General features: G+C 68.4%; 17 protein-coding genes. 5 read left to right on the forward strand and 12 right to left on the reverse strand.

The window, feature by feature from the left end:
• Positions 1–359: 359 nt before the first annotated feature.
• On the reverse strand, positions 360–4,166 hold the full coding sequence (locus FFK22_RS10070) for a ricin-type beta-trefoil lectin domain protein (RefSeq protein ID WP_138886351.1): 3,807 nt from the start codon (positions 4,164–4,166) through the stop codon (positions 360–362).
• Positions 4,167–4,810: 644 nt separating this feature from the next.
• Here FFK22_RS10070 and FFK22_RS10075 point away from each other — a divergent pair.
• Positions 4,811–5,692: a hypothetical protein gene (locus tag FFK22_RS10075; protein WP_138886352.1), complete on the forward strand. Its 882-nt coding sequence runs from the start codon at positions 4,811–4,813 to the stop codon at positions 5,690–5,692.
• 181 nt (positions 5,693–5,873) lie between these two features.
• Entirely contained in the window at positions 5,874–6,569 is a 696-nt protein-coding gene (locus FFK22_RS10080) for a DNA-3-methyladenine glycosylase I (RefSeq protein ID WP_138886353.1), read from the forward strand.
• A 103-nt stretch (positions 6,570–6,672) separates the two neighbouring features.
• On the opposite strand, the gene FFK22_RS10085 is transcribed toward FFK22_RS10080, so the two are convergent.
• The 7 genes from FFK22_RS10085 to efp all read right to left on the reverse strand — a co-directional run bounded on the left by FFK22_RS10085 (position 6,673) and on the right by efp (position 13,108).
• Positions 6,673–7,182: a cytochrome P460 family protein gene (locus FFK22_RS10085; protein WP_138886354.1), complete on the reverse strand. Its 510-nt coding sequence runs from the start codon at positions 7,180–7,182 to the stop codon at positions 6,673–6,675.
• Positions 7,183–7,323: 141 nt separating this feature from the next.
• Entirely contained in the window at positions 7,324–7,953 is a 630-nt protein-coding gene (locus FFK22_RS10090; protein WP_138886355.1) for an acyloxyacyl hydrolase, read from the reverse strand.
• Between the two features lie 90 nt (positions 7,954–8,043).
• Positions 8,044–9,612 carry a peptidoglycan -binding protein gene (locus FFK22_RS10095; protein WP_186002399.1) on the reverse strand — a complete coding sequence of 523 codons (1,569 nt, stop codon included), beginning with the start codon at positions 9,610–9,612 and terminating at the stop codon, positions 8,044–8,046.
• Positions 9,613–9,624: 12 nt separating this feature from the next.
• Positions 9,625–10,842: a flagellar motor protein MotA gene (locus tag FFK22_RS10100; protein WP_138886357.1), complete on the reverse strand. Its 1,218-nt coding sequence runs from the start codon at positions 10,840–10,842 to the stop codon at positions 9,625–9,627.
• An 11-nt stretch (positions 10,843–10,853) separates the two neighbouring features.
• On the reverse strand, positions 10,854–11,552 hold the full coding sequence (locus FFK22_RS10105; RefSeq protein WP_138886358.1) for an OmpA family protein: 699 nt from the start codon (positions 11,550–11,552) through the stop codon (positions 10,854–10,856).
• Between the two features lie 152 nt (positions 11,553–11,704).
• Entirely contained in the window at positions 11,705–12,532 is an 828-nt protein-coding gene (locus tag FFK22_RS10110; protein ID WP_138886359.1) for an inositol monophosphatase family protein, read from the reverse strand.
• Positions 12,533–12,541: 9 nt separating this feature from the next.
• Positions 12,542–13,108 (reverse strand): elongation factor P, encoded by a 567-nt coding sequence (gene efp, locus FFK22_RS10115; RefSeq protein ID WP_138886360.1) that lies wholly within the window; start codon positions 13,106–13,108, stop codon positions 12,542–12,544.
• A gap of 194 nt (positions 13,109–13,302) precedes the next feature.
• Between efp and epmA the strand changes: the two genes are divergently transcribed.
• Complete coding sequence (gene epmA / locus FFK22_RS10120; RefSeq protein ID WP_138886361.1) at positions 13,303–14,400, forward strand: EF-P lysine aminoacylase EpmA; 1,098 nt, start codon at positions 13,303–13,305, stop codon at positions 14,398–14,400.
• A gap of 76 nt (positions 14,401–14,476) precedes the next feature.
• Positions 14,477–15,421, forward strand: a complete 945-nt coding sequence (locus FFK22_RS10125; protein ID WP_138886362.1) for an alpha/beta hydrolase — start codon at positions 14,477–14,479, stop codon at positions 15,419–15,421.
• 3 nt (positions 15,422–15,424) lie between these two features.
• On the opposite strand, the gene FFK22_RS10130 is transcribed toward FFK22_RS10125, so the two are convergent.
• A complete protein-coding gene (locus tag FFK22_RS10130; protein ID WP_138886363.1) occupies positions 15,425–16,165 on the reverse strand; it encodes a class I SAM-dependent methyltransferase in 741 nt (246 codons plus the stop codon).
• Positions 16,166–16,352: 187 nt separating this feature from the next.
• Between FFK22_RS10130 and FFK22_RS10135 the strand changes: the two genes are divergently transcribed.
• Positions 16,353–17,558: a multidrug effflux MFS transporter gene (locus FFK22_RS10135; protein WP_186002400.1), complete on the forward strand. Its 1,206-nt coding sequence runs from the start codon at positions 16,353–16,355 to the stop codon at positions 17,556–17,558.
• Here FFK22_RS10135 and FFK22_RS10140 read toward each other — a convergent pair.
• The 3 genes from FFK22_RS10140 to FFK22_RS10150 all read right to left on the reverse strand — a co-directional run bounded on the left by FFK22_RS10140 (position 17,552) and on the right by FFK22_RS10150 (position 20,605).
• Complete coding sequence (locus tag FFK22_RS10140) at positions 17,552–18,970, reverse strand: glutamine synthetase family protein (protein WP_138886365.1); 1,419 nt, start codon at positions 18,968–18,970, stop codon at positions 17,552–17,554. The genes FFK22_RS10135 and FFK22_RS10140 overlap by 7 nt on opposite strands.
• Positions 18,971–19,148: 178 nt before the next feature.
• Positions 19,149–19,595 carry an NfeD family protein gene (locus FFK22_RS10145; protein ID WP_138886366.1) on the reverse strand — a complete coding sequence of 149 codons (447 nt, stop codon included), beginning with the start codon at positions 19,593–19,595 and terminating at the stop codon, positions 19,149–19,151.
• Positions 19,592–20,605 carry an SPFH domain-containing protein gene (locus FFK22_RS10150; protein ID WP_138886367.1) on the reverse strand — a complete coding sequence of 338 codons (1,014 nt, stop codon included), beginning with the start codon at positions 20,603–20,605 and terminating at the stop codon, positions 19,592–19,594. The genes FFK22_RS10145 and FFK22_RS10150 overlap by 4 nt, the downstream gene beginning before the upstream one ends.
• Positions 20,606–20,650 lie beyond the last annotated feature (45 nt).

Genomic DNA, 20,650 nt, shown 5'->3' on the forward strand with positions numbered 1-20,650 from the left:
GGAGGCCCGACCGACTGCTCCGAAGCGGACTTCTCCAGCGACCCATCCAGGCCCGATAGCAGACCCAGCTCACGGAGGGGGCTATCCCCCGGCTGCAGCGGGTTCGAACATCAAGGGAAGCCAAGCCCCTGGCGGCTTTCGGCGCGATCTCACCGGCCGCGCCGACGGCATCGGGCGGAAAGCGACCATTCGGCGGCCGAGCGGATGGTGTCCGGATTGCACCATCCATTCCTGCCCTCCAGCCGACCCAACCGCTTGCACCGTAGCCGGCACGCCGCAGCGACGCGCCCCTTCGGCAGAGATGGAGGCGGTCTGGACCGGCGTGTGATCGTCGGCCCAGCGATCTGCCCGACCGCCGGCTACGGCGCGTAGATCCCGATGTTGACAAAGTACATGTAGCGGTTGCTCACCACATCCTGCGTCGTGACGCAGCGATACGGCGCGGTGGCGGACACGCTCCAGCTATACTGCGCCTGGTTGTTGGTCGGATCGTTATTGCAGATCTTGCCGACGAGCACTGTCTGCCCCGCCGGGTCGGTGACGCTGAACGATCCGGACATGGCGGCAAGGGGCCAGGCGCCGGATCCTCCTGTGGAGTATGAATAGGTGGTCCCGGCGAAATTGCGCACGCCATAGGGTGGGATCGGCACCGGCGGCTGGTCGGATGGGGCGGTGCCGGAGAGATTGCCGCCCTCGCCGAGCAGCCCAATGCACTGGATCGTGAGATCGAGCTTCTGGTCGGTGAAATTCTGTATCGTCACCACGATGCCGGCCGCCAAGGACGAGATATTCCCACCCTGTCCGCCGTAATAGACAATATAGTCCACCGGGACGCCCCATCCGTTCAAGCCACGGAAGAAATCGGCCGGATCGGTGCCGTTGGCCCAGACCATGGCCATCACCTCCTTGCTGGCAGTGGTCTTATAGATGTTCTGGGTCCCATCATCGTTGTTCTCGGCAAATTCGGTGCCATCGGAGCTCAGGCCTGTTGGCCCGGGAGCCCCGGAGTTGGTGTGAAGGGTGGCGCTGATCGTGAAATTGCTATTGGCCGGCATCAAGGCTTGGAGCACGCCGGTGACGTAGCCCGGCAGCATCCGTTTGGCGAGAATCGGCGTCATCGTCGACGGCCAGTACAGAGAAGAGATCCCGCCCGGAGTGCGGATCATGCGGTAGACCGCCCGGAGCTTGCCCCAATCGGACAGGATCAGGGTCTCGATATCGCCGAGCGCGGCGCCCGATGCCTGGAAATCGCTGAGCAGCGCCTGCTGCAACTCCAGGACCGTCATCTCGTAGTTGTAAATGTTATCAAGAATTGCTTGGTACTTTTCCTGCGCTGCCGAGTGGCGGTATGCATAGGATGCTTCGCCAGTCGAGACACCGGTCTCCATCAGGTTGGCGATGCAGGGCAGGCCGTTCTTGACGAAGTTGGCCCCCCTGGACAGTTGCGTCCCGGCTTCCGGGTCGCCGACAAAGGTGCCGGCAACGTTGAGGGCTGTATAGGTCAGCCCTTCGAGGACATCGGCGACGACGTCCCACAGACCCTTTTTCTTGGGCGTGAACTTCTGCTGCATGCCGCCCGGCAGCTCCGCTGCGGTCACCACCTCCGAAAGCGCCATCGCCTGCGCCTGGCTTAGCTCCAGGTAGAGCGCCGTGACCTGCTGGAACAGGATCTGGACGGCAATGACGGCCGTCAGCTCGTCGTTCAATCGCGCGAGCACGGTGGCCCAGTCGCTGCTGAGCACGCCGTCGCTGGCCGGCGGCGGCGGCAGGACGTTGAGGCGCGACTGGTAGCTGCCGAGCGGCGCCGCCAGGTTGCCATACTGGGCCCGCAGCCCGTCCGGCGTCAGCCCGAGGGACTGGTCGACATAGGCATAGGCCGCGGTCTCGCCGGGGGTCGCGGAGCCCTGATATGGCACCGGCGGCTGCACCAGCAGCGTCTGCAGGGCGGTGCCCGGCGAGAACTCCCACTGCTGTGTCTTGTCGGGGCTGCCCGATAGCGCAGCGGTGCTGACGGTCGAGCCAGCCACGGTGCCCGACACCGTCATCGCCTGTCCGTTCTTCTGGTTGACCAGCGCACCCTCCGGCGTCGCCGTCCACAGCTGGAAAGGTTGCGGGCCGGGCTGGCGCGGATAGGCCACCACGCTGCTGCCGTCGGTCGACAGGCTGAGCACGAAATCCGGGTTGGTTGCGCTGACGATGTAGCCCGGCCAGGCGAACTGCCAGGTCGACAGGCCGCCGCTTTGCGGTCCGACGGAGGCTTGGAAGCCGACATTCGCCGCCGGCTTTTCCGGCAGTTGCAGGAACAGGCCGTCTCCCGCCGGGCTGCGGATCGTGGTCCATTGGTCGAAGGCCGGCAGGAACGGAACCACGTACCAGAACTGTCCGGGATAGGTCTGCGGATTGTCGTCGGTTCCGGACCCTTGTTCGGCCTGAAGGGTGATCGGCCGGAAGAAGTTATTCGTCTGCCCGGCATAGAGCACCTTGCGGGACCCGCCGAGAGTCTGCAGGACACCGCAGGGAATATCCTCGCTGTGCTTGGCGATCGTGCCCGACAATGGTGCCGAGGTTCCCCAGGCCCATTGCTGATCGGGGTCGCCGCTCGACGGCGCCAGCACGACGTCGCCGTCGGTGTTCACCGCCAGCACCAGGTTCGGGTTGACCGCGCTGACAATGACGCCCTGCAGCGTCATGCGCCACAGCTGGTTGATGCCCGGCAGTCCGTCGGCAACGATGGTGCTGTCCTGCGGCAGCAGTGCCAGCACCTGCCCATGGGACCGGGCGGTCAGCAGATAGGGCATCCCGGAGCCCGGCGCGACTGTCGCCGACCGGATCGAGAACCACTGGCCGGACGGCTGGGGCTGATAGGGCACGACCGACCAGGTGGAGTTCGGTGCCGCCTCCTGGAAACCATAAGTGATGACGGACTGACCCGGTTGGGGAGCCGCGCCCTGCTGGACGTTCAAGTATTGCAGCCCCGATCTGGAGCCATAGTTAACGACCAGGCCTTCGCCTTGCACATACCATTGCTGCGCACTGGTCAGCGGCGACTGGACGGCAGTGATCGTCACCGGGTTGTCGGAGCTGGAGTCCGCGGTCAGCGCCATCGTCTGGTCGAGCGCGCTGACGATCACGCCGTCGTCCTGCATGAGCCAGAGCTGGTTGGCCGCACCGGGCTGGAACGGTGCGATGGTCGCGGCGGTGCCGGTTGTTGCGTTGGCCACGGTCAGGACGAAGGGGGAGCCCTCCGCGCTGTCGTCGACCCGCAGTGAGAACCACGTTCCGACCGGCACCGGCTGGGCGGGAATCAGCTGCCAGAGCTCATTGTCCGGCGGTCCCGATTGCACTTCAAAGGTGATGATGGGTTCACTGGTATTGTGATGACCCCCAGAGACATTCAGGCACTGGGTGGTCGGATTCTGCGCGGCGACCTGGACCGTGATGGTGCCGTTGTCGTTCACCGTCCAGACTTGCAGGGGGTTGTCCGGCACCGCCGTTTCGATCGTGGTGGAGTTGTCCCCACCGGTCGCCCCGCTGGCCGTCAGCACCAGCGAGGAGCCCACGGCGCTGCTGATGGTGCCGTCGGAATTGAAGGTCCAAAGCTGCGATGAGGCACATGGCTGCCAGGTGTCGACCGCCACCGTGCTCCCGGCTGATGAGCCGGAGGCGGTCATGACATAGGGCGTTCCGCTCTCGATGCTGTCGTCCAGAAGGGTCCGTACGTAGTACTGCCTCGACATCGGCAACGGCGCCGGTGCGATGATCCAGTCCTGGCCCTCCGGCACACCGCTTCCAGATGCCTGGGTGGCCAGTTGCACACCGCCCTGGATCGAGTCAGGCACCGTCAGATACAGTAACGAGCTCTTGTTCTGGATGGTGCAGGCCGCCGAGTTCGGAAGCCGCGCAATCGTCCAGCATTGGGACGAGTCGCTCTCGTCGCGCGTTACGGTGATGACATTGTTGTCACCGTCGACACCGATCACCAGCTGCGGGTCGACGGCGCACACGATCATGCCCTGCGGCGTCAGCTCCCAGCAGTCGTTCCACTGGATGTTCGACCAACCCCAGACAATGATGGACTGGTCGGCCTGGGCCTGGCCGCCGCCGATGTTCACGAAGTAGCGCTGGTCTGTGCTGGCCGCCGACACGATCTGGACGATCAGGGTCATACCATCCTCCCGTCGCGATGAGCCCGCGGCGCGCCCTGTCATGCGATGAGCCGGGCTTCGGTGCGAGGGTCGCCGATCCGCCGTTGCCGGGATAGTTGCCGCAGCACCCGGCCCTCACGCCGCGGCCGTCCCGTCCGCGGTCGATGTCCCCGGCAGATCTTCCGACGACCGATGAGAAGCCCATCCTACGCCAGTTCTGCATATTCCGATAGGCATCGCGTGTATCGCCACGGCAAGCGGCCACTCGATCCGTTGGGCATAAGTGTATGGTATTTTAGGAAAATTCCGAGTTCGACGGGTCCGCATCGACGCTGCTCGCCGGCCTTGCTCACGGTGCCGGCTCACGCCATGGGACAGTCCGCAAAAGCGGATGAAGCAACCGTTCCGGAGTGCAGCCCGTGCTGAGCCTTCGGATCGCATACGGTCAGGTCTGCTCTCCGGTGCCGAGCGCCATGACCGCTTTTCGCGCGATCCGGACGTCTCGCAGCTCCGTTCGCGGGGCCGCTTCTCACCCTTTGCCGTACCCGCAATCGTCACCGTCAGTGCGGGCGCCGATCCAGGCTGCCGCCGCCTGCGCCGGCCGCGGCGAGTTGTTAACGCAAAGTTCATTGCGTTAACTGCGGCATTTGTTCATGATACGTTCCATGGAGCCCGCATCGGAAGATCTCGACATCCACGCTCACTGCCGCAGCCTCGCGCTGCAGCAGATCGGGGTGCTCACGCGCCTGGCCGAGATCGGCATGCAGCTGGCCGAGGCGGAAGGCGCCAATGCCCTCGCCGCCCAGGCCCGGGTTGCCGAGGCCCGGGCCGAGGACGCCGCTGCGGACGCGACCGGGGCCAGGGCCGAAGCCCGGCAGGCCGGGCTGGCCTTCAGCCGCTTCGCCCGCTCGGTGCAGCACTCCCTTGCGCTGCGCAGCCGCGCCGCAGACCATCTCTGCGCCCGCGCCAAGGACCATGTCGCGGTGCAGGAGGCCGCCCGCAAGGCGCGCCGTGCCCGCCACCGCGATGAGGTCGAGTTCACCCTGGGGCTGATGATCAATGACGAGGTCGAGGATCTCGACCGCGTCGCGGAGCTCGAGGCCGAGCTCGAGGAGCGGGTCGCGGACCTCTACCAGGACGAAGATGTCCGGGTCGAGGACCGGCCGGTCGGCTCGGTGATGGCCGGTCTGGCCAGCGGCCTCGGCCTGACCGAGGAATGGCGCCGCTGGGCTCCCGGCTGGCCGGCCACGCCGCGCCCGGCCCGGCCGGCGGGCAGCGAGGCCAAGATCCGGGCCGAGCGGGCACGGCGCCGGGATATCGTGGTCGCTGTGGTCGAACGGGCCTTCGCGGATGTTCCCGACCCGTCCCGGATCCCCGGGCTCCGGGCCGGTCTGGCGGTACGGCTGCAGGAACCTGACGTGATCGAGTGGCTCGACACCGAATGCGCCGCCATCGTCGCCGACCGGCTCTGCCGCTCCCTCGGCATCGGCATGTATTTCGACGACCCGGAGGCCGCCGACGACCTGGAGGCCGCCGACACCGGGTGACGGCTTCGGGCCGGTCCGGATGGGACGGAGGGTGAGGGGGGCCGTGCCGTCGCTCGGATCCTCGCTCAGCGTCCGACCACGACGTTGATCCACAACATCATGGCCTGGCCATTTTCCTCTGGATCGGCGCGGACGGAGGGGCTCTCCTGGCCTCCGGCGCCGGAACCGAGGGATTGCGGGCATGGGTGATTTCGCGAAGGTCGTCGCTCTGGCGGCGGAGCGCCGCGGCGGCATGGATGGGCTCGAACGCGCGCTGGCCGAGACGAAGTCGCGCATTCCCGACGAGATCGCCGCCACGCCGGACGACCGCATCCTGGCGGAGATGACCCGGCGCATCTTCAACGCCGGCTTCGCCTCCAAGGTGATCGCCGCGAAGTGGGACGGCTTCGAGGCCGCGTTCGACGGCTTCGATCCCCACCGCTGCGCTGCGCTGTCGGAGGAGCGGCTCGACGCCCTCCTGAAGGATAGCCGCATCGTCCGGCATGGGGCCAAGATCCAGTCCGTCGTCGCCAATGCCCGGTTCCTGCTGGACCTGGCGGCCGAGCACGGCAGCGCCGCCCGGTTCCTGGCGGACTGGCCGGATGCCGACTATGTCGGTCTGCTGGAGGTGCTGAAGAAGCGCGGCAACCGGCTGGGCGGCGACACCGGCATGCGCTTCCTGCGGGCGATCGGCAAGCCGGCCTTCATTCCGACCGGCGACGTGGTGGCCGCGCTGATCCGCGAGGGCGTCCTGACCAAGGCGCCGGGTGGCAAGGGCGACTTCAAGACCATGCAGCAGGCCTTCAACCGCTGGTCCGCGGAAACCGGGCGCGACCTGACCGAGATCAGCCGCATCCTCGCCATGAGCATCGGCGACGTCGGCCACGGCCGCCGATAGGACGCGTCGTCGGGTGGTTTGCTCCCAACTCAGCCGGATAGAGCCGGTATGCCGAGTTGGGCCGGGTCGTTGCGGCCGGCCAGGGATCATCCGGCCGCCTGGCTCAGGGCGCGAAGCGCGTGAAGACGTAGTCATGGTCCTTCACATTGGCTTCGTGGCAGGCCCAGCAGGTCTCGTGCTGGGCCTGGTCGACCGGCTTGCCGTCGATGAAGCGGCCGAAGCCCCAGCCGCCGGTGTCGGCGTAGCGCTTCGAATCCTTGACCATGACCTGCACCGTGGTCGCCGCGCCGGGCACATAGGCGGGCGCGAACTCGGTGGACTGGACATGCTTCCAGGCCAGCTTGACCAGGATGGTGCCGTCCGGGAAGGGCAGGGTGCCGTCCTGATATGCCTTGATCGCGGTGGGATTGCCGACCACGACGCGCAGCTCGTTCAGCGGATCGGTCTCATGCGCCGGGGCGATGAACGGCCATTGCCGGTAGCCCTCGGGGATCGTCACCCCGTAGATCGGCGAGGCGTTGTCGGGAGCGCCGTCCTGCGCGGCCAGCGCCACCGCGCCGAAAACGGTGCAGGCCAGAGCGGCCCCGAGCAGGGCGATGCGGGCGGGTTTCATCGGAGACTCCATCACGGCGATGATTCGGTGTGGCGCGCATCCCAGCAGAGATCGCGTCGCACCGCCCGTTAGGAGTTGTGAGTGGCGCTGGTTCCTATGGGATTCGGGGCCGCCCGGTCGCCGCCGGGCGGCCCGGTTTCCTCAGTTCAGCGGGATCGAGAAGTTCAGCGTCAGGGTCTCGACGCCGGGATTCACATCGCCGATGCCGGCGTTGGAGATGTGGTGGAAGGCGGCGCCGATCCGCATCCGGTTGTCGAACTCCCAGGCTGCCTCGATGCCGGTCCGGAATTCGACGGTCGAGCCCATGTCCCGGCCGTCGCCGTTGAAATAGGCGCCGACCGCGGCGTTCGGCGACAGGATGAAGTGCGGGCCGAAGCGGACGTCGAGCATGCCGCCGCCATAGAGATAGGTGGCCGAGTCCGTGTTGCCCTCGATGCCGATGAAGGGCCGGATGCGCAGGAACTGCTCGTTGAAGCGCAGTTCCACCCGGCCGAGGCCGGCGCCGCCCTTATCGCGGTCCTCGTGGCCCGGCTCGCCCTTGTCGTTCAGGATGTTGTAGTAGCCCGCACCGAGCGTCAGCGACAGCGGCAGGTCGGTGGCGCCATTGCCGACATGGATGTCGCCGATGTCAGAATTCTCGCCGAGGATGCCGGCGGCGAGGATCGCGGCCGAACCGATGCCGATCCAGATGGGCACGTTGGCGGCCTGCGCCGTCTGCACGGATCCGAGCACGACGGCAGCCACCGCGACGCCGGTCAGGAGCTTCTTCATTCTGCACCCTTCATTCCTGCCGGGGCCGCGGCCCCGGGGTCCGGGATGATTACGGGCGTGCGAAACCCGACGCAACGCTTTTCCGCCGGCTCACTGCGTCGCGGGCGCGGCGTCCGGGCCGCTGTCGCCACGCTGGTCGAGGCGCAGCTCGATGCGGCGGTTGCGGCGATAGGCGTCGGGCGTGTTGCCCTGGTCGAGCGGCTGCCACTCGCCGAATCCCGCGGCCGCCATGCGCTGCGGCGGGATGCCCTGGGTCGCCAGGAAGTTCAGCACCGACAGCGCCCGGGCGGTCGACAGCTGCCAGTTGGTGGGGAACGGCCCGCCGGTGATCGGCTGCCGGTCGGTGTGGCCGTCGATGCGCAGCAGCCAGTCGACATCGGGCGGGAACTGGGTGGCGATTCGCTTCAGCGTCGCGGCGAACTGGGCCAGCTGCTCCTCGCCGCCTGGCTGCAGCTCGGCCGAGCCGACCGGGAACAGCACCTCGGACTGGAACACGAAGCGGTCGCCGACGACGCGGACATCCTGCCGCTCGCCGAGCACGTCGCGCAGCTTGCCGAAAAACGCCGATCGCGAGCGGCTGAGCTCGTCGACCCGGCGCACCAGCGCCTGGTTGAGCCGCGAGGTCAGGTTGGCGATCTCGACATCCTTGTCGCCGACCGTCTTCTCCGAATCGCGCAGCGTGGTCTCGATCTCGAAGAGCTGCTGGCGCAGCGCCGCGGCCTCGGCCGCCAGCCGCTCGCCGCGGCCGTGCTCGCTCTCGCTGGTCGACTTCTCGGTCGCCAACGCCGCGGTGGCGCGGTCGAGCGTGCCGCTGAGCTCGGCGATGCGGGCGTCGAGCTGCGCGACCTGGGCGGTCAGATTCTGCACATCCTTCTGCGACGCGGCGACTTGCGCCTCCAGCGCCTGGGCGCGCTCCTGCCCGGTCTTCACGTCCTGCTGCGACGCGGCGACTTGCGCCTCCAGCGCCTGGGCGCGCTCCTGCCCAGCCTTGACGTCCTGCTGCGCGCGGTCGCGCTCGGCCTGGGTGCGGTCCAGCTCCGTCCGGGTGCGGTCCAGCTGCGCGCCGAGGTCCGAGGCCTCCTTGCGGCTGGCGTCGAGCGCGGTCGAGAGCTGGCCTGCGGTCAGGTCGCGGTCCTGGGTGCCGGTGCGCAGCGTCGCCAGGTCGGATTGCAGCTGGGCCAGCTCGCGCCGCTGCCTCTCGATCGTCGCCTGGTTGTCCTGGATCACCCGCGCCGCCTCCTGCAGCTGGGCGTCGCGGTCGGTGGTGCTGCCGGTCAGGGTCTCCACCTGGGCGAGGGCGGTGCGCAGCTGCCGGTCGATGGCGTCGCGGTCCTGCTGCACGGCGGCAAGGCGGTTGCCGAGATCGGTCCGCTCGCGGGCGCTGCCGTCGAGGTCGGCGGACAGACGGTCGATGCGGGTCTTGAGGTCGCGACCGCTGTCCTGCTCCAGCGCCAGCCGGTCGGTCAGCTCGGAGACCTGGCGGTTCAGCCGGCCCACGGTCTCGTCGCGGCCGCTGACCACGGTCGACAGGTAGAACTGCGAGGCCAGGAACACCATCAGCAGGAAGATGACGACCATCAGCAGGGACGACAGCGCGTCGACCCAGCCGGGCCAGACATCGACCTGGCGCCGTTCGTTGAAGGAGAAGCGGCCGCGCATCGCCATCGCCCGTCAGCGCCCCTCGGTGCCTTCGGCCAGGGCGGCGATGGTGCGGGCCAGCAGCTTGATCTCGCCGCGGATCTCGCCGGAGAGCTGGATCCGGCCGGTCGACAGCTCCTCGATCATCCGCTTGACCGTGGTGTCCATGCTGCGGATGTGCTGGCGGGTCGGCTCGTCGATGCCGAAGCGATCGGATTCGAGCGCGGTGGCGAGGCGGGCCAGCACCGCCGCAGTCGCCACCTGGCCCTCTGCCAGCCGGGCCGTCAGCGCCTGCTGGTTCTGCAGATGGTCGTCGATCGCCGTCAACTGGGTGGCGACGGAGCCGAGCACGCCGCCCTGGCCACGGCGCTCCTCCTCCGCCTGCACGGTCAGGCGGCGCAGCGCCTCGAGATTCTCCGCGGTCTGGGCCACCACCGATTCGACATAGGCAGGGAACACCGGCTCGCCGGCCTCGATCTCGTAGCCGCTGCCCTGCTGCGGGCCGGCGGAGAGGCGGGTGTTGGCCGACAGCCAGTCCTCGAGCTCGTTGTAGAAGCGGTTCTGCGCCTGGCTCGCCTGCAGCTCGAGGAAGCCCAGGGCCAGCGAGCCGGCGAGGCCGAACAGCGAGGCGCTGAACGCGGTGCCCATGCCCTGCAGCGGCGCCTCCAGCCCATGCTTCAGCGTGGCGAAGGCAGCGCTGGGATCCGCCGCCTCCATGTCCAGCCCGGCGATCACGCCGCTGGCCGAACGCACCGTCTCCAGCAGGCCCCAGAACGTGCCGAGCAGGCCGAGGAAGATCAGGAGGCCGATCAGGTAGCGCGAGATCTCGCGGCTTTCGCTGAGCCGGGCGCCGATCGCGTCGAGAAGCGAGCGCAGCGCCATCGGCGACAGGCTGAGCTCGCCCTGCTGCTCGGTGATCACCCGGGCGATCGGGGCCAGCAGGCGCGGCTGCACCGGTGCGATGCGGCCGCCCGAGGCGCGCTGCGCCAGATGCGCCGCGATCCAGCGGATGTCGGGTTCTAGGTTCAAGACCGCCCGGAAGCAGAACACGATGCCGAACACCGTGGTGGCCAGGATCACGCCGTTCAGCGCCGGATTGGCCATGAAGGCCGAGGACACGCCCGGCCCCAGCACGGCGGCGACGATGGCGACGATGATGACGAAGCCCGTCATCCGGACCAGGTACCGCCGGGGGCTGGACATCGCCGGGCGTATCGAGGTCGGGCGGGATGCCAGGGCGGTGATCGACATCGGGGGGCTCTCTACTGGATCCGGAGGTCGACGCGGTCCGCGGGCTGGTCCGGCGGCGAGGTGTTGCCGAGCGCGCGCAGGGCGATGCGCTTGCTGTCGACGCCGCGGTCGATCAGGAAGGCGCGGATGTTGAGCGCGCGGCTGAGCGAGAGGCGGCGGGCATTGGCCGGGTCCGGCTTCGCCCCGGCATAGGACCGGATCTCGATCAGGCTGGTGCCGTCGGCGGCCAGCCGCTCGACCAGGCCGGACAGCAGGTCGCCGGCCTCGGTGCCGATCTCCTCGGTGCCGGGGGTGAAGCGGATGCGGAAGCCGTCGCCGACCACGAGCCCGACCATGTCGCCGGGCGCCATCCCCGGCACGGCCTTGGCCTTGACGTTCGGGTCGGCGAAGCCGGCGCCCCTGACCACCACGTCGGCGTCGTAGGCCGGCGCCGGCTCGTCGACCAGGCCGGGCAGGGACGGGATGGCCGGCTGGTACGGTTCCAGGAACGGGATCGGGCCGGTCACCGGCCCGGCCGAGGTCGGCACCGGCAGCGCCGCCGGAGGCGCTGTCTCGCCGCGGGTCAGGATCCGGGTGTCGAGCGGCAGGTCGCCGGTGTCGAGCGGATCCTCCGCCCTCGCGCTCGCCGCCCCCAGGATCAGGGCGGCGGGAAGAACCAGGACCGCCAGGCGGGTCCACCCCCGCTGGTCGGTCTGCTGACGGTGGGCCAAGCCGAACCTCACAACGCTACGGACCATGGATCATACACCCGCATGCAACGGGGCGGACCATAGCTCAGCGGGGGAGGGCGAAACAATCGCCAAGCAGCGTCAGGACAGGGCTATCGATCGAAGGAATGCAGCCTTACGACCGATGCCCGAGGTCAGGACGCGGCTGCGGCCTTCGGCGCGCGCGGGGCGCGGGCCTTGGCGATCGCCATGGCCAGGGTCTTGTGGATCAGCACATTGCCGGCGACCGCCGTCTCGGCGGTCAGGGCCGGGCCCTTGCCGTCGATATCGGTGACGAAGCCGCCCGCCTCCTGCACCAGCACGATGCCGGCGGCGATGTCCCAGGGGTTCAGCCCGGTCTCCCAGAAGCCGTCGAAACGGCCGGCGGCAACATAGGCGAGGTCGAGCGATGCCGCGCCCATCCGGCGGATGCCGGCGACATGCGGCATGATCATCTGCAGCTCGCGCTGGTAGGCGATGCTGTCGCCGCGGCCCATGAAGGGCATGCCGGTGCCGATCAGCGAATCCGGCAGGTTCTTGCGGCTGGAGACGCGCAGGCGCCGGTCGTTGAGGAAGGCGCCGGCGCCCTTCTCGGCCCAGTACAGCTCGTCGGACACCGGGTTGTAGATCACCCCGGCCACCGGCACGCCTTCCTGCTCCAGCGCGATCGAGATCGCGAAATGCGGGATGCCGTGCAGGAAATTGGTGGTGCCGTCGAGCGGGTCGACGACCCAGCGCCGATCCTTGTCCTCACCCTCGATCACACCGCCTTCTTCCATCAGCCAGCCGAAGCGCGGACGGGCGCGAGTCAGCTCCTCGCGCAGGGTCGCCTCGGCCTTGAGGTCGGCCGCCGAGACGAAGTCGGCGGGACCCTTGCGGCTGACCTGCAGGTTTTCGACCTCGCCGAAATCGCGGACGAGGCCGCGCCCGGCCTTCTGGGCCGCGCGGATCATGACGGTGATGAGGGGGGAACGTCCGGCCATAAGAGGAGATCAGTCCTTCGCGCGCTCGAGATAGGTGCCGTCGGCCGTGTTGATGACGATCCGGGTGCCCGAGGAGACATGCGGCGGCACCATGACGCGGACGCCGTTCTCCAGCACCGCCGGCTTATAGGAGGAGGAGGCGGTCTGCCCCTTCACCACCGGGTCGGCCTCGGTGATCTGCATGGTGACGGTCTGCGGCAGCTCGACCGACAGGGCCGAGCCCTCATACATGGTCACGGTGCAGATCATGCCTTCCTGCAGGAAGCGCGCCGGGTCGCCAACCGTGTCGACCGGCACCTGGGTCTGCTCGAAGCTCTCATTGTCCATGAAGGTGAAGTGATCGCCTTCCTGGTACAGGAACTGCATCTCGTGCTCGTCCAGGCGGGCACGCTCGACCGTCTCCTGGGTGCGGAACCGCTGCTGCGTCTTGGTGCCGGTGCGGGCGTCGCGCATCTCGACCTGGATGACGGCGTTGCCCTTGCCCGGCTGAATGATCTCGATCTTGGTCACCAGCATCAGCTTGCCCTCGTATTCGAGGACGTTGCCGGGCCGGATCGTGATGGCGTTGACCTTCATGGCGGATCTTCTGCGAATAAATGCGTTTCGCGCCCCACTGGCGCGCCTGGGGCGGCACGACAGGGTGGCGCGATGGGCGCGGACCCTAGCAGCAAGTCCCGCCAAGGGCAACGTCGAGTCGGCGCCGTCAGAGCAACGCTGCGCCGCGCGCCGCGACCTGCTATCGAGGCGGGATGACAGGATCGGATCGGACCATGGCAACGGAACCGGGCATTCGGGGCTTGCGCGGCCGCTGGTGGCAGAGCGGCGTCTATGCCCGCAAGCGGCCCTATCTCGAGGCGCGGGCGCGGATCACGGCCGCGGTGCGGCAGGTCTTCGCCGAGCGTCGCTTCCTCGAGGTCGACACCCCGGCGCTGCAGGTCTCGCCGGGGCTGGAGCCGCATCTGGTCGCCTTCTCGACCGAGCTGCGCGGGCCGCATCCGGACGACGCGCAGCGGCTGTACCTGCACACCAGCCCCGAATTCGCGATGAAGAAGCTGCTCGCGGCGGGGCTGGAGCGGATCTTCCAGATGAGCCACGTCTTCCGCAACGCCGAGCGTTCCGCCACCCATCACCCGGAATTCACCATGATCGAATGGTACCGGGCGGGCGAGGGGTACCGGGTGCTGATCGACGACTGCCGCGCTCTGTTCCAGGCGGCGGCGCAGGCGGCCGGGCGCGACCGGCTGAGCTGGCGCGGACAGGACTGCGACCCCTTCGCCGAATGGCGGGTGCTGACGGTGCAGCAGGCGTTCCTGGAGTTCACCGGCATCGACCTGCTGGCGACGGCGCCGGATCCGCTCGACCCCGACCTCGCCCTGCTGAACGCGGCGACCACGGCGATCGGCATACCGGCGCGCGAGGGCGATCGCTGGGACGACCTGTTCTTCCGCGTGTTCCTGGAGCGGATCGAGCCCCGGCTCGGCCTTGGCAGCCCCTGCGTGCTGACCGACTACCCGCTGTCGATGGCGGCGCTGTCGCGGCCGAACCCGGCCGATCCGCGCACCGCCGAGCGATTCGAGCTTTATGTCGCCGGGCTGGAGCTGGCGAACGCCTTCGGCGAGCTGACCGACGCCACGGCGCAGCAAGCCCGGTTCGAGGCCGACATGGACCTGAAGCAACAGCTCTACGGCGTGCGCTACCCGATCGACGAGGACTTCCTGGCGGCACTCGACCCGGATCGCGGCGGCGGCCTTCCCGACTGCAGCGGGATCGCGCTAGGGTTCGATCGCCTGGTGATGCTCGCGACCGGGGCGGACCACATCGATGACGTGCTCTGGGCGCCCGTCATCGGAACGATGACGACGCGATGACGTCATCGGAACGATGGTCGCGCGCTGAGCGTTTCGGCCGGGCACCGCGCACCGTTCCGTCGATCCGGAGTTCTTGATGATCCTGCATCCCGACTGCGAGGCGTATCTGGAGGCGGTGGAGCGCTGGCGGGAGAAGACGAGCATCCAGTCCTGGGCCGATATCGGGGCGGACCGGGCCAGGGCGGTGTTCAGCGAGCTGAAACTGTCGCGGATGCCGACGCTGCCGGAGATGGACCTCGTCGAGGATTACGAGATCGAGGGCCGCGCCGGCCCCCGCCGGCTGCGTATCCTGCGGCCCAAGGGGGCGGGCGGGCGCCCGCTGCCGGTGGCGCTGTATTTCCACGGCGGCGGCTATGTCCTGGGCGGCATCGAGGAGAGCGAGGACGAGGCCCGCCGGATCGCGGCCAACACCCCGGCCCTGGTGATCTCCGCCAGCTATCGCCTCGGCCCCGACCATCCGTTCCCGGCGGCGATCGACGACGCCTATGACGCGCTGCTCTGGGCCGCGCATCACGCCGCGAGCTTCGGCGGCGACCCGCGCCGGCTGATGGTCGGCGGCACCAGCTCCGGCGCCGGCCTGGCCGCCGCAATCAGCCGGCTGGCGGCGACCGAGAACGGGCCGCGCATCGCCCTGACCTATCTGCTGTGCCCCTGGCTCGACCTGACCATGAGCCAGCATTCGGTGCTGGACTACGGCGAAGGCTACGGCCTGGACCGGGTCGATCTCGAATGGTTCCGGCAATGCTATCTCGGGCCGGACGAGGCGCCGGACCATCCGCTGGCCTCGCCGATCCTGCATCCGGTGCCGCCGCGGCTGCCGAAGACCTTCGTGCTGGCGGCGGAATGCGACCCGCTGCGCGACGAGGCGCGGGTCTATGCCCGGATGCTGAAGGAGGCCAAGGTGCCGGTGACCTATGTCATGGCGCCCGGCATGGTCCACGCCTTCAACGCCCTGATCCACCTGATCCCCGGCGGCCTGCCGCAGATCGCCGCGATCGACGAGGCGTTGCGGGGGGTGTGACGCTCAGCCCGGCTTGCGGCAGATGAAGAATGCGACTTCGGTCCGGGCATCGGCCGGATCGGAGCCGGCCTGCCTGTCCCGGACTTCGATCTCGTCGAACTGACGGGCCAGCTTGCCGCGGACCGCGTCCGCCTCCAGTGCGATCTCGTGGATGGTCTCGGCCAGGAGCTCGTAGCGGTCCGGCGACGCCGGCGTGAAGATGCGGATGTGCATGTCGACGGCGATCGGTCCTGGGCGATCGAGCCGCACGACCTCCATGATGTAGTGGTCCCGGCCGCCGGTGTGGTAGCGCGCCGGCGCGCCGGCCAGCCGCTCCAGCTTGGCCGGCATGTTGAGCTCGAGCACGAAGAGCCCGTTCGGCCGCAGATGCCCCGCGGCCCGCCGGAAGACGAGGTCCCAATCATTGGCGTCCGGAACCTGGTTCAGCGAGTTGAAGAGCAGCAGGATGACGTCGTAGCACCGGCCGGTCTCGAAGGACCTCATGTCGGCCTCGATGAATGTCGCGTCGGGGAGCTTCCTCCGCGCCTCGTCGATCATCGCCGCTGACCTGTCGAGGCCGGTCAGGCGGAAACTTTCCCGGAGCGAGAGAAGCATCTCGCCGGTGCCGCATGCGAGCTCCAGCAGATCGCCCTGCGTGGCGCCGTTGCGTTCCAGGATCCCGGCCAGATAGAGCCGATCCGCAGTCCGGTCGCCGATGGCGTTGTCATAGCGGCGCGCGATCGCGTCATAGGGCGTGCTGGTCAAGGGACTGTCCTCCGCCGTTCGTGATCACCACCCGGGCCTTGACGCCTGCCGTAGCGGGCTGCGCTGCGGACAGGCATTGCGGTCGCCTGCGTGTAGGGTAATCTTTTTCCATTCGACTGATCTTTTCTTGCTTCGACATCACTCCGTCCGACTCGCCCGAGCGATGCGACTGAGACACGACTCGCCGATGTTCACTCTCTTGCTGGGAGGGTTTGCGGCATTGCCCTCCTGGGCGATCGACGCCGCGTTGCCGGCCTTTCCGACGATCGGGCGGGACCTCGCCGCATCTCCTTCCCAGATCGGCTTCACGATCGCCGCCTTCATGGCCGGGCTCGCTGTCGGCCAGCTGGTCTTCGGGCCTCTGTCCGACCAGCTGGGCCGGCGACCGAGCCTGCTCGCCGGGATCGGGCTGTTCGTCCTCTCGGCGCTGGCCTGCATGCTGGCCCCGAGCGTCGCCGCGCTGATCATCTGGCGCCTGTTCGCAGGCATCGGGGCGGCCGCCGGCGCGGCCATTGCCTTCGCCATCATTCGTGATCTCTTCGACGGTGCCCGCGCCCGGACGAAGCTCGCTTTCGTGAACCTTCTCTTCGGCGTGATCCCCCTGGTCGCCCCGACCCTGGGCAGCTGGATCCTGGCCTCCTTCGGATGGCGCTGGATCTTCGGTGCGCTCGTCATCGTAGGTTCCGCACTGGCCCTGATCACTTGGCTCTGTCTCGATGAGTCCAAGGCGCCGCGCCGGGCGTCGGACCGTGTGGGCATCGTCGAACTCTACGTCCCGGTCCTGGCAAACCGCGCCTTCGTCGCGCGCGTGCTCGTCGACTCCCTGAGCTTCGGCGCCATGTTCACTTTCGTGGCCGGTTCGTCGCTCATCCTGATGACGGGCTTCGATGTCGGCCCGTCGACCTTCAGCCTCCTGTTCGCCTGCGCCGCGTTCGGGGGCATGATCGGGGCCTGGATCAACGGGCCGCTCGGCCGGAGTGGCGTCGGTGCCGGCGCGATTCTCGATCTGGGCCTGAGCCTGTCCGCGGCCAATGCGGTCCTCCTGGTGGTGCTGTCGATCGCCGGGCTGGCCGGCGTCGCGACGATGATGCCGAGCCTCGTGCTGGCCCTGTTCTGCCGTGGCCTCGTCATGCCGAGCATCGTTCAAGCCGCGTTAGAACCGATGGATGGTCGGGCGGGAGCCGCCTCGGGCGTCCTCGGATGCCTGGAGATCGTCGCCGGAACCGCGGCCAGCGCCCTCGTCTCGCTCCTCTTCGGCTATCTGGGGACGGCCAGCATGCCGCTGGCCATGGCGCTGTTCGCTGTCCTGGCCCTCGCGCTCTGGGGTTTCCTGGTTCGCCCGACCTTCCGGCAATCCGGCTTCGTCCGGGCCGGGCCGCCCGAATCTCAGTAGATTTCGAAGTATTCCTGGTGCTCCCAGTCGGTGACGCTCGCCAGGAAGCGGGCGACCTCGAACTCCTTCAGCGCGGCGAGATAGGTGCTCAGATGCCGGCCGAGCGCGGCCTGCAGCAGTTCGTCCTGGCGGAACGCATCGATCGCCTCCATCAGGCTGCGCGGCAGCCGCGGCTGCCCACCCTGATAGCCTGCGTTCGCCGGCGGGCCGGCATCGAGCCCCCGTTCGATGCCGTCGAGCCCGGCGATGAGCTGCGACGCGATGTAAAGATAAGGGTTGGCGCAGGGTTCGCCGACCCGGTTCTCGATATGGATCTGGCCACTCTGCCGTGCACCGACGATGCGCAGCATGGTGCCGCGGTTCTCGTGTCCCCAATTGGCATGGCAGGGCGCGAGGCTATCGGGCCGATAGCGCTTGTACCCGTTGATCGTCGGCGTGGTCATGAGCGCGGTCCCGGCGGCATGCGCCAGCAGCCCGGCGAGATAGCGCATGCCGACGTCGGACAGCGGGTCTCGACCGCCGCCGTCGCCGACGAAGGCGTTGGAGCCGGTCTTGGTGTCCTGCAGCGACTGGTGCAGGTGCCAGCCGCTCGCCAGTGCGTTCGGGATCTTCGGCAGGGTCATGAAGGTGGCGTGGTAGCCGCGACGGCGGCAGAGCTGCTTGACCGCGCCCCGCAGCAGCAGCATGGCATCCGCGGCGGCGAGCGCCGGCACGGGCTGGAAGGTGATCTCGCATTGCCCGGGCCCCCATTCCGCGTCGAGGCCGGCGAGCGGAAGCCCCATGTCGAGCATCGCGGACCGGATCGCTGCCAGCACATCCTCCAGCTCGTCGGTGCGGTTCTCCGACATGTACTGGTAGCCATGCGCGAGATTCGCGACCGTGGGAGGAGCGGGAGGATTGCCGGACTCCTCGGGGCTCAGATGGGCGTCGATCAGCCTGAAGACATGGAACTCGACCTCCAGGCCGATGATCGGCTCGAAGCCGGCCTGGTTCACCCGCGCGATCTGGCGCTTGAGGAACTGGCGGGTGCATAGGGGATCGGGCTCGCCGTCCTGCAGATGCATGTCGCCGAGAACCCATGCCGTGCCGTCCAGCCACGGCAGCTTGCGGTAGGTCGCCAGATCCGGCACCAGCGCAACATCCGGCAGCCCTGATATCCCCGGCAGCTCCAGATGGTTGCTGGCGGCGAACGGGTAGGTGATCGGGTGGTTCGTCGTGTCGAAGATGGTGAGGCTGGGGAAGTCCTTGCCGCTCTCGACGGAATTGAGAAACTCCCCGGTCGTGAGGGTCTTGCTACGGACGATGCCGTGCTGGTCGCCCCAGCCGAGCCTGACTTGGCGGATGGCTTGATCCTGCAGGTCACGCTTGACCTGGTCGAGTAGCGACGCGACATCGTCCTGATTCCGCGGCATGGTCGACCTCCCCGTCCATCCATGGGCCCGGTCCGGCTGTTGTCCGCCTGTGGGGCGCGGTTCCCATTCGGCAGTCTGGCAGATCTCGCCGCGAACACCAGAGCTTCGGTGGGCCTGGCGATTCGTCGCCAGAGCAGCCCCCGATGTCGATCCTGCGCCGGATGGTGGAAGCAGCCGGCTATCCGAAATCCTGCTCCACCCGAAACCGCGTCCCGACCACGGCGGCGATGCGGATGCGGGTGCCGGCAGGCAGGTCCGGGCCTTCGACGCCCCAGGTCGCGTCCGCGATCCGGATGCGGCCGACGCCGTTGGCGATCGGCTCGGTCAGCGTCACGATGCGGCCGACATACTGCTCGCCGCGGCGGTTCAGCGTCGGCTGGTCGCTGGCCTCGGTGTGCGGCTTCAGCCAGACGCGCCAGGCCACGACACTGACGATCGACAGCACCGCGAAGATCAGCACCTGGAATTCCCAGCCGATCGACGGGACCACCCAGGACAGCAGGCCGACGATGCCGGCGGCGATGGCGAGCCAGAGGAAGAAGGTGGCGGGCGCCATCACCTCGAGGATCAGCAGCACCACGCCGGCGATCCACCACCACCAGAATTCCGGGCCCTGGACGATCATGCCTTCGGCCCCCACGGCCCGCCCTCGGGCGCCGGCGCTGCAGGATCGGTCGACGGCCGCCGGGGCGGGGCGGCCGGCGGCGTGGCTCCATCACGGCCGAAGGCCTCGCGCGCGATCTCGGCGATGCCGCCGATGGCGCCGATCACGTTCGATGCCTCGACCGGCATGAACAGCACCTTCTGGTTCGGCGCGCTGGCGATCGCCTTCAGCGAGTCGATGTAGCGGTTGGCGACGAAGTAGTTGATCGCCTGCACGCTGCCGGCGGCGATCGCCTCGCTGACCGCGCTGGTCGCCTTGGCCTCGGCCTCGGCCGAACGCTCGCGCGCCTCGGCGTCGCGGAACGCCGCCTCGCGCCGGCCCTCGGCTTCCAGGATCGCCGCCTGCTTCAAGCCCTCGGCGCGCAGGATCTGCGCCTGCCGCGTGCCCTCGGCCTCGAGGATGGTGGCGCGGCGGTCGCGCTCGGCCTTCATCTGCCGGCCCATGCTCTCGACCAGGTCGCGCGGCGGGGTGATGTCGCGGATCTCGATGCGGGTGACCTTGACGCCCCAGGGCTCGGTGGCGTCGTCGACCACCTTCATCAGCCGGACGTTGATCTGGTCGCGGTTGGACAGCAGCTCGTCCAGGTCCATCGAGCCCATGACCGTGCGGATGTTGGTCATGGTCAGGTTGATGATCGCGGTTTCCAGGTTGCCGACCTCATAGGCCGCCTTGGCCGCGTCCAGCACCTGGTAGAAGATCACGCCGTCGACCGTCACCATGGCGTTGTCGCGGGTGATGATCTCCTGCTGCGGCACCTCCAACACCGTCTCCATCATCGACAGCTTGGCGCCGATCTGGTCGACGAAGGGCACGATCAGGTTCAGGCCGGGGCGCAGGGTGCGGGTGTAGCGGCCGAACCGCTCCACCGTCCATTCGCGGCCCTGGGGCACGGATTTGACGCCCATGAAGATGACCAGGATCGCCAGGACCAGGATGGCCAGGACGACGATCGCAAAGGGCGAGACCGACATGATGGAATTCCGCTCCTCTTGGCGCGGCCGCAGTGTGCCATAGCG

The sequence above is a fragment of the Mycobacterium sp. KBS0706 genome, assembly GCF_005938675.2.
In the GTDB taxonomy this organism is placed as follows: domain Bacteria; phylum Pseudomonadota; class Alphaproteobacteria; order DSM-16000; family Inquilinaceae; genus Inquilinus.

Coding starts and splice junctions, on each gene's coding strand:
- FFK22_RS10070 (WP_138886351.1), bottom strand. CDS start 4,166: ATGACCCTGATCGTCCAGATCGTGTCGGCGGCCAGCACAGACCAGCGC.
- FFK22_RS10075 (WP_138886352.1), top strand. CDS start 4,811: ATGGAGCCCGCATCGGAAGATCTCGACATCCACGCTCACTGCCGCAGC.
- FFK22_RS10080 (WP_138886353.1), top strand. CDS start 5,874: ATGGGTGATTTCGCGAAGGTCGTCGCTCTGGCGGCGGAGCGCCGCGGC.
- FFK22_RS10085 (WP_138886354.1), bottom strand. CDS start 7,182: ATGAAACCCGCCCGCATCGCCCTGCTCGGGGCCGCTCTGGCCTGCACC.
- FFK22_RS10090 (WP_138886355.1), bottom strand. CDS start 7,953: ATGAAGAAGCTCCTGACCGGCGTCGCGGTGGCTGCCGTCGTGCTCGGA.
- FFK22_RS10095 (WP_186002399.1), bottom strand. CDS start 9,612: ATGCGCGGCCGCTTCTCCTTCAACGAACGGCGCCAGGTCGATGTCTGG.
- FFK22_RS10100 (WP_138886357.1), bottom strand. CDS start 10,842: ATGTCGATCACCGCCCTGGCATCCCGCCCGACCTCGATACGCCCGGCG.
- FFK22_RS10110 (WP_138886359.1), bottom strand. CDS start 12,532: ATGGCCGGACGTTCCCCCCTCATCACCGTCATGATCCGCGCGGCCCAG.
- efp (WP_138886360.1), bottom strand. CDS start 13,108: ATGAAGGTCAACGCCATCACGATCCGGCCCGGCAACGTCCTCGAATAC.
- epmA (WP_138886361.1), top strand. CDS start 13,303: ATGGCAACGGAACCGGGCATTCGGGGCTTGCGCGGCCGCTGGTGGCAG.
- FFK22_RS10125 (WP_138886362.1), top strand. CDS start 14,477: ATGATCCTGCATCCCGACTGCGAGGCGTATCTGGAGGCGGTGGAGCGC.
- FFK22_RS10135 (WP_186002400.1), top strand. CDS start 16,353: ATGTTCACTCTCTTGCTGGGAGGGTTTGCGGCATTGCCCTCCTGGGCG.
- FFK22_RS10140 (WP_138886365.1), bottom strand. CDS start 18,970: ATGCCGCGGAATCAGGACGATGTCGCGTCGCTACTCGACCAGGTCAAG.
- FFK22_RS10145 (WP_138886366.1), bottom strand. CDS start 19,595: ATGATCGTCCAGGGCCCGGAATTCTGGTGGTGGTGGATCGCCGGCGTG.
- FFK22_RS10150 (WP_138886367.1), bottom strand. CDS start 20,605: ATGTCGGTCTCGCCCTTTGCGATCGTCGTCCTGGCCATCCTGGTCCTG.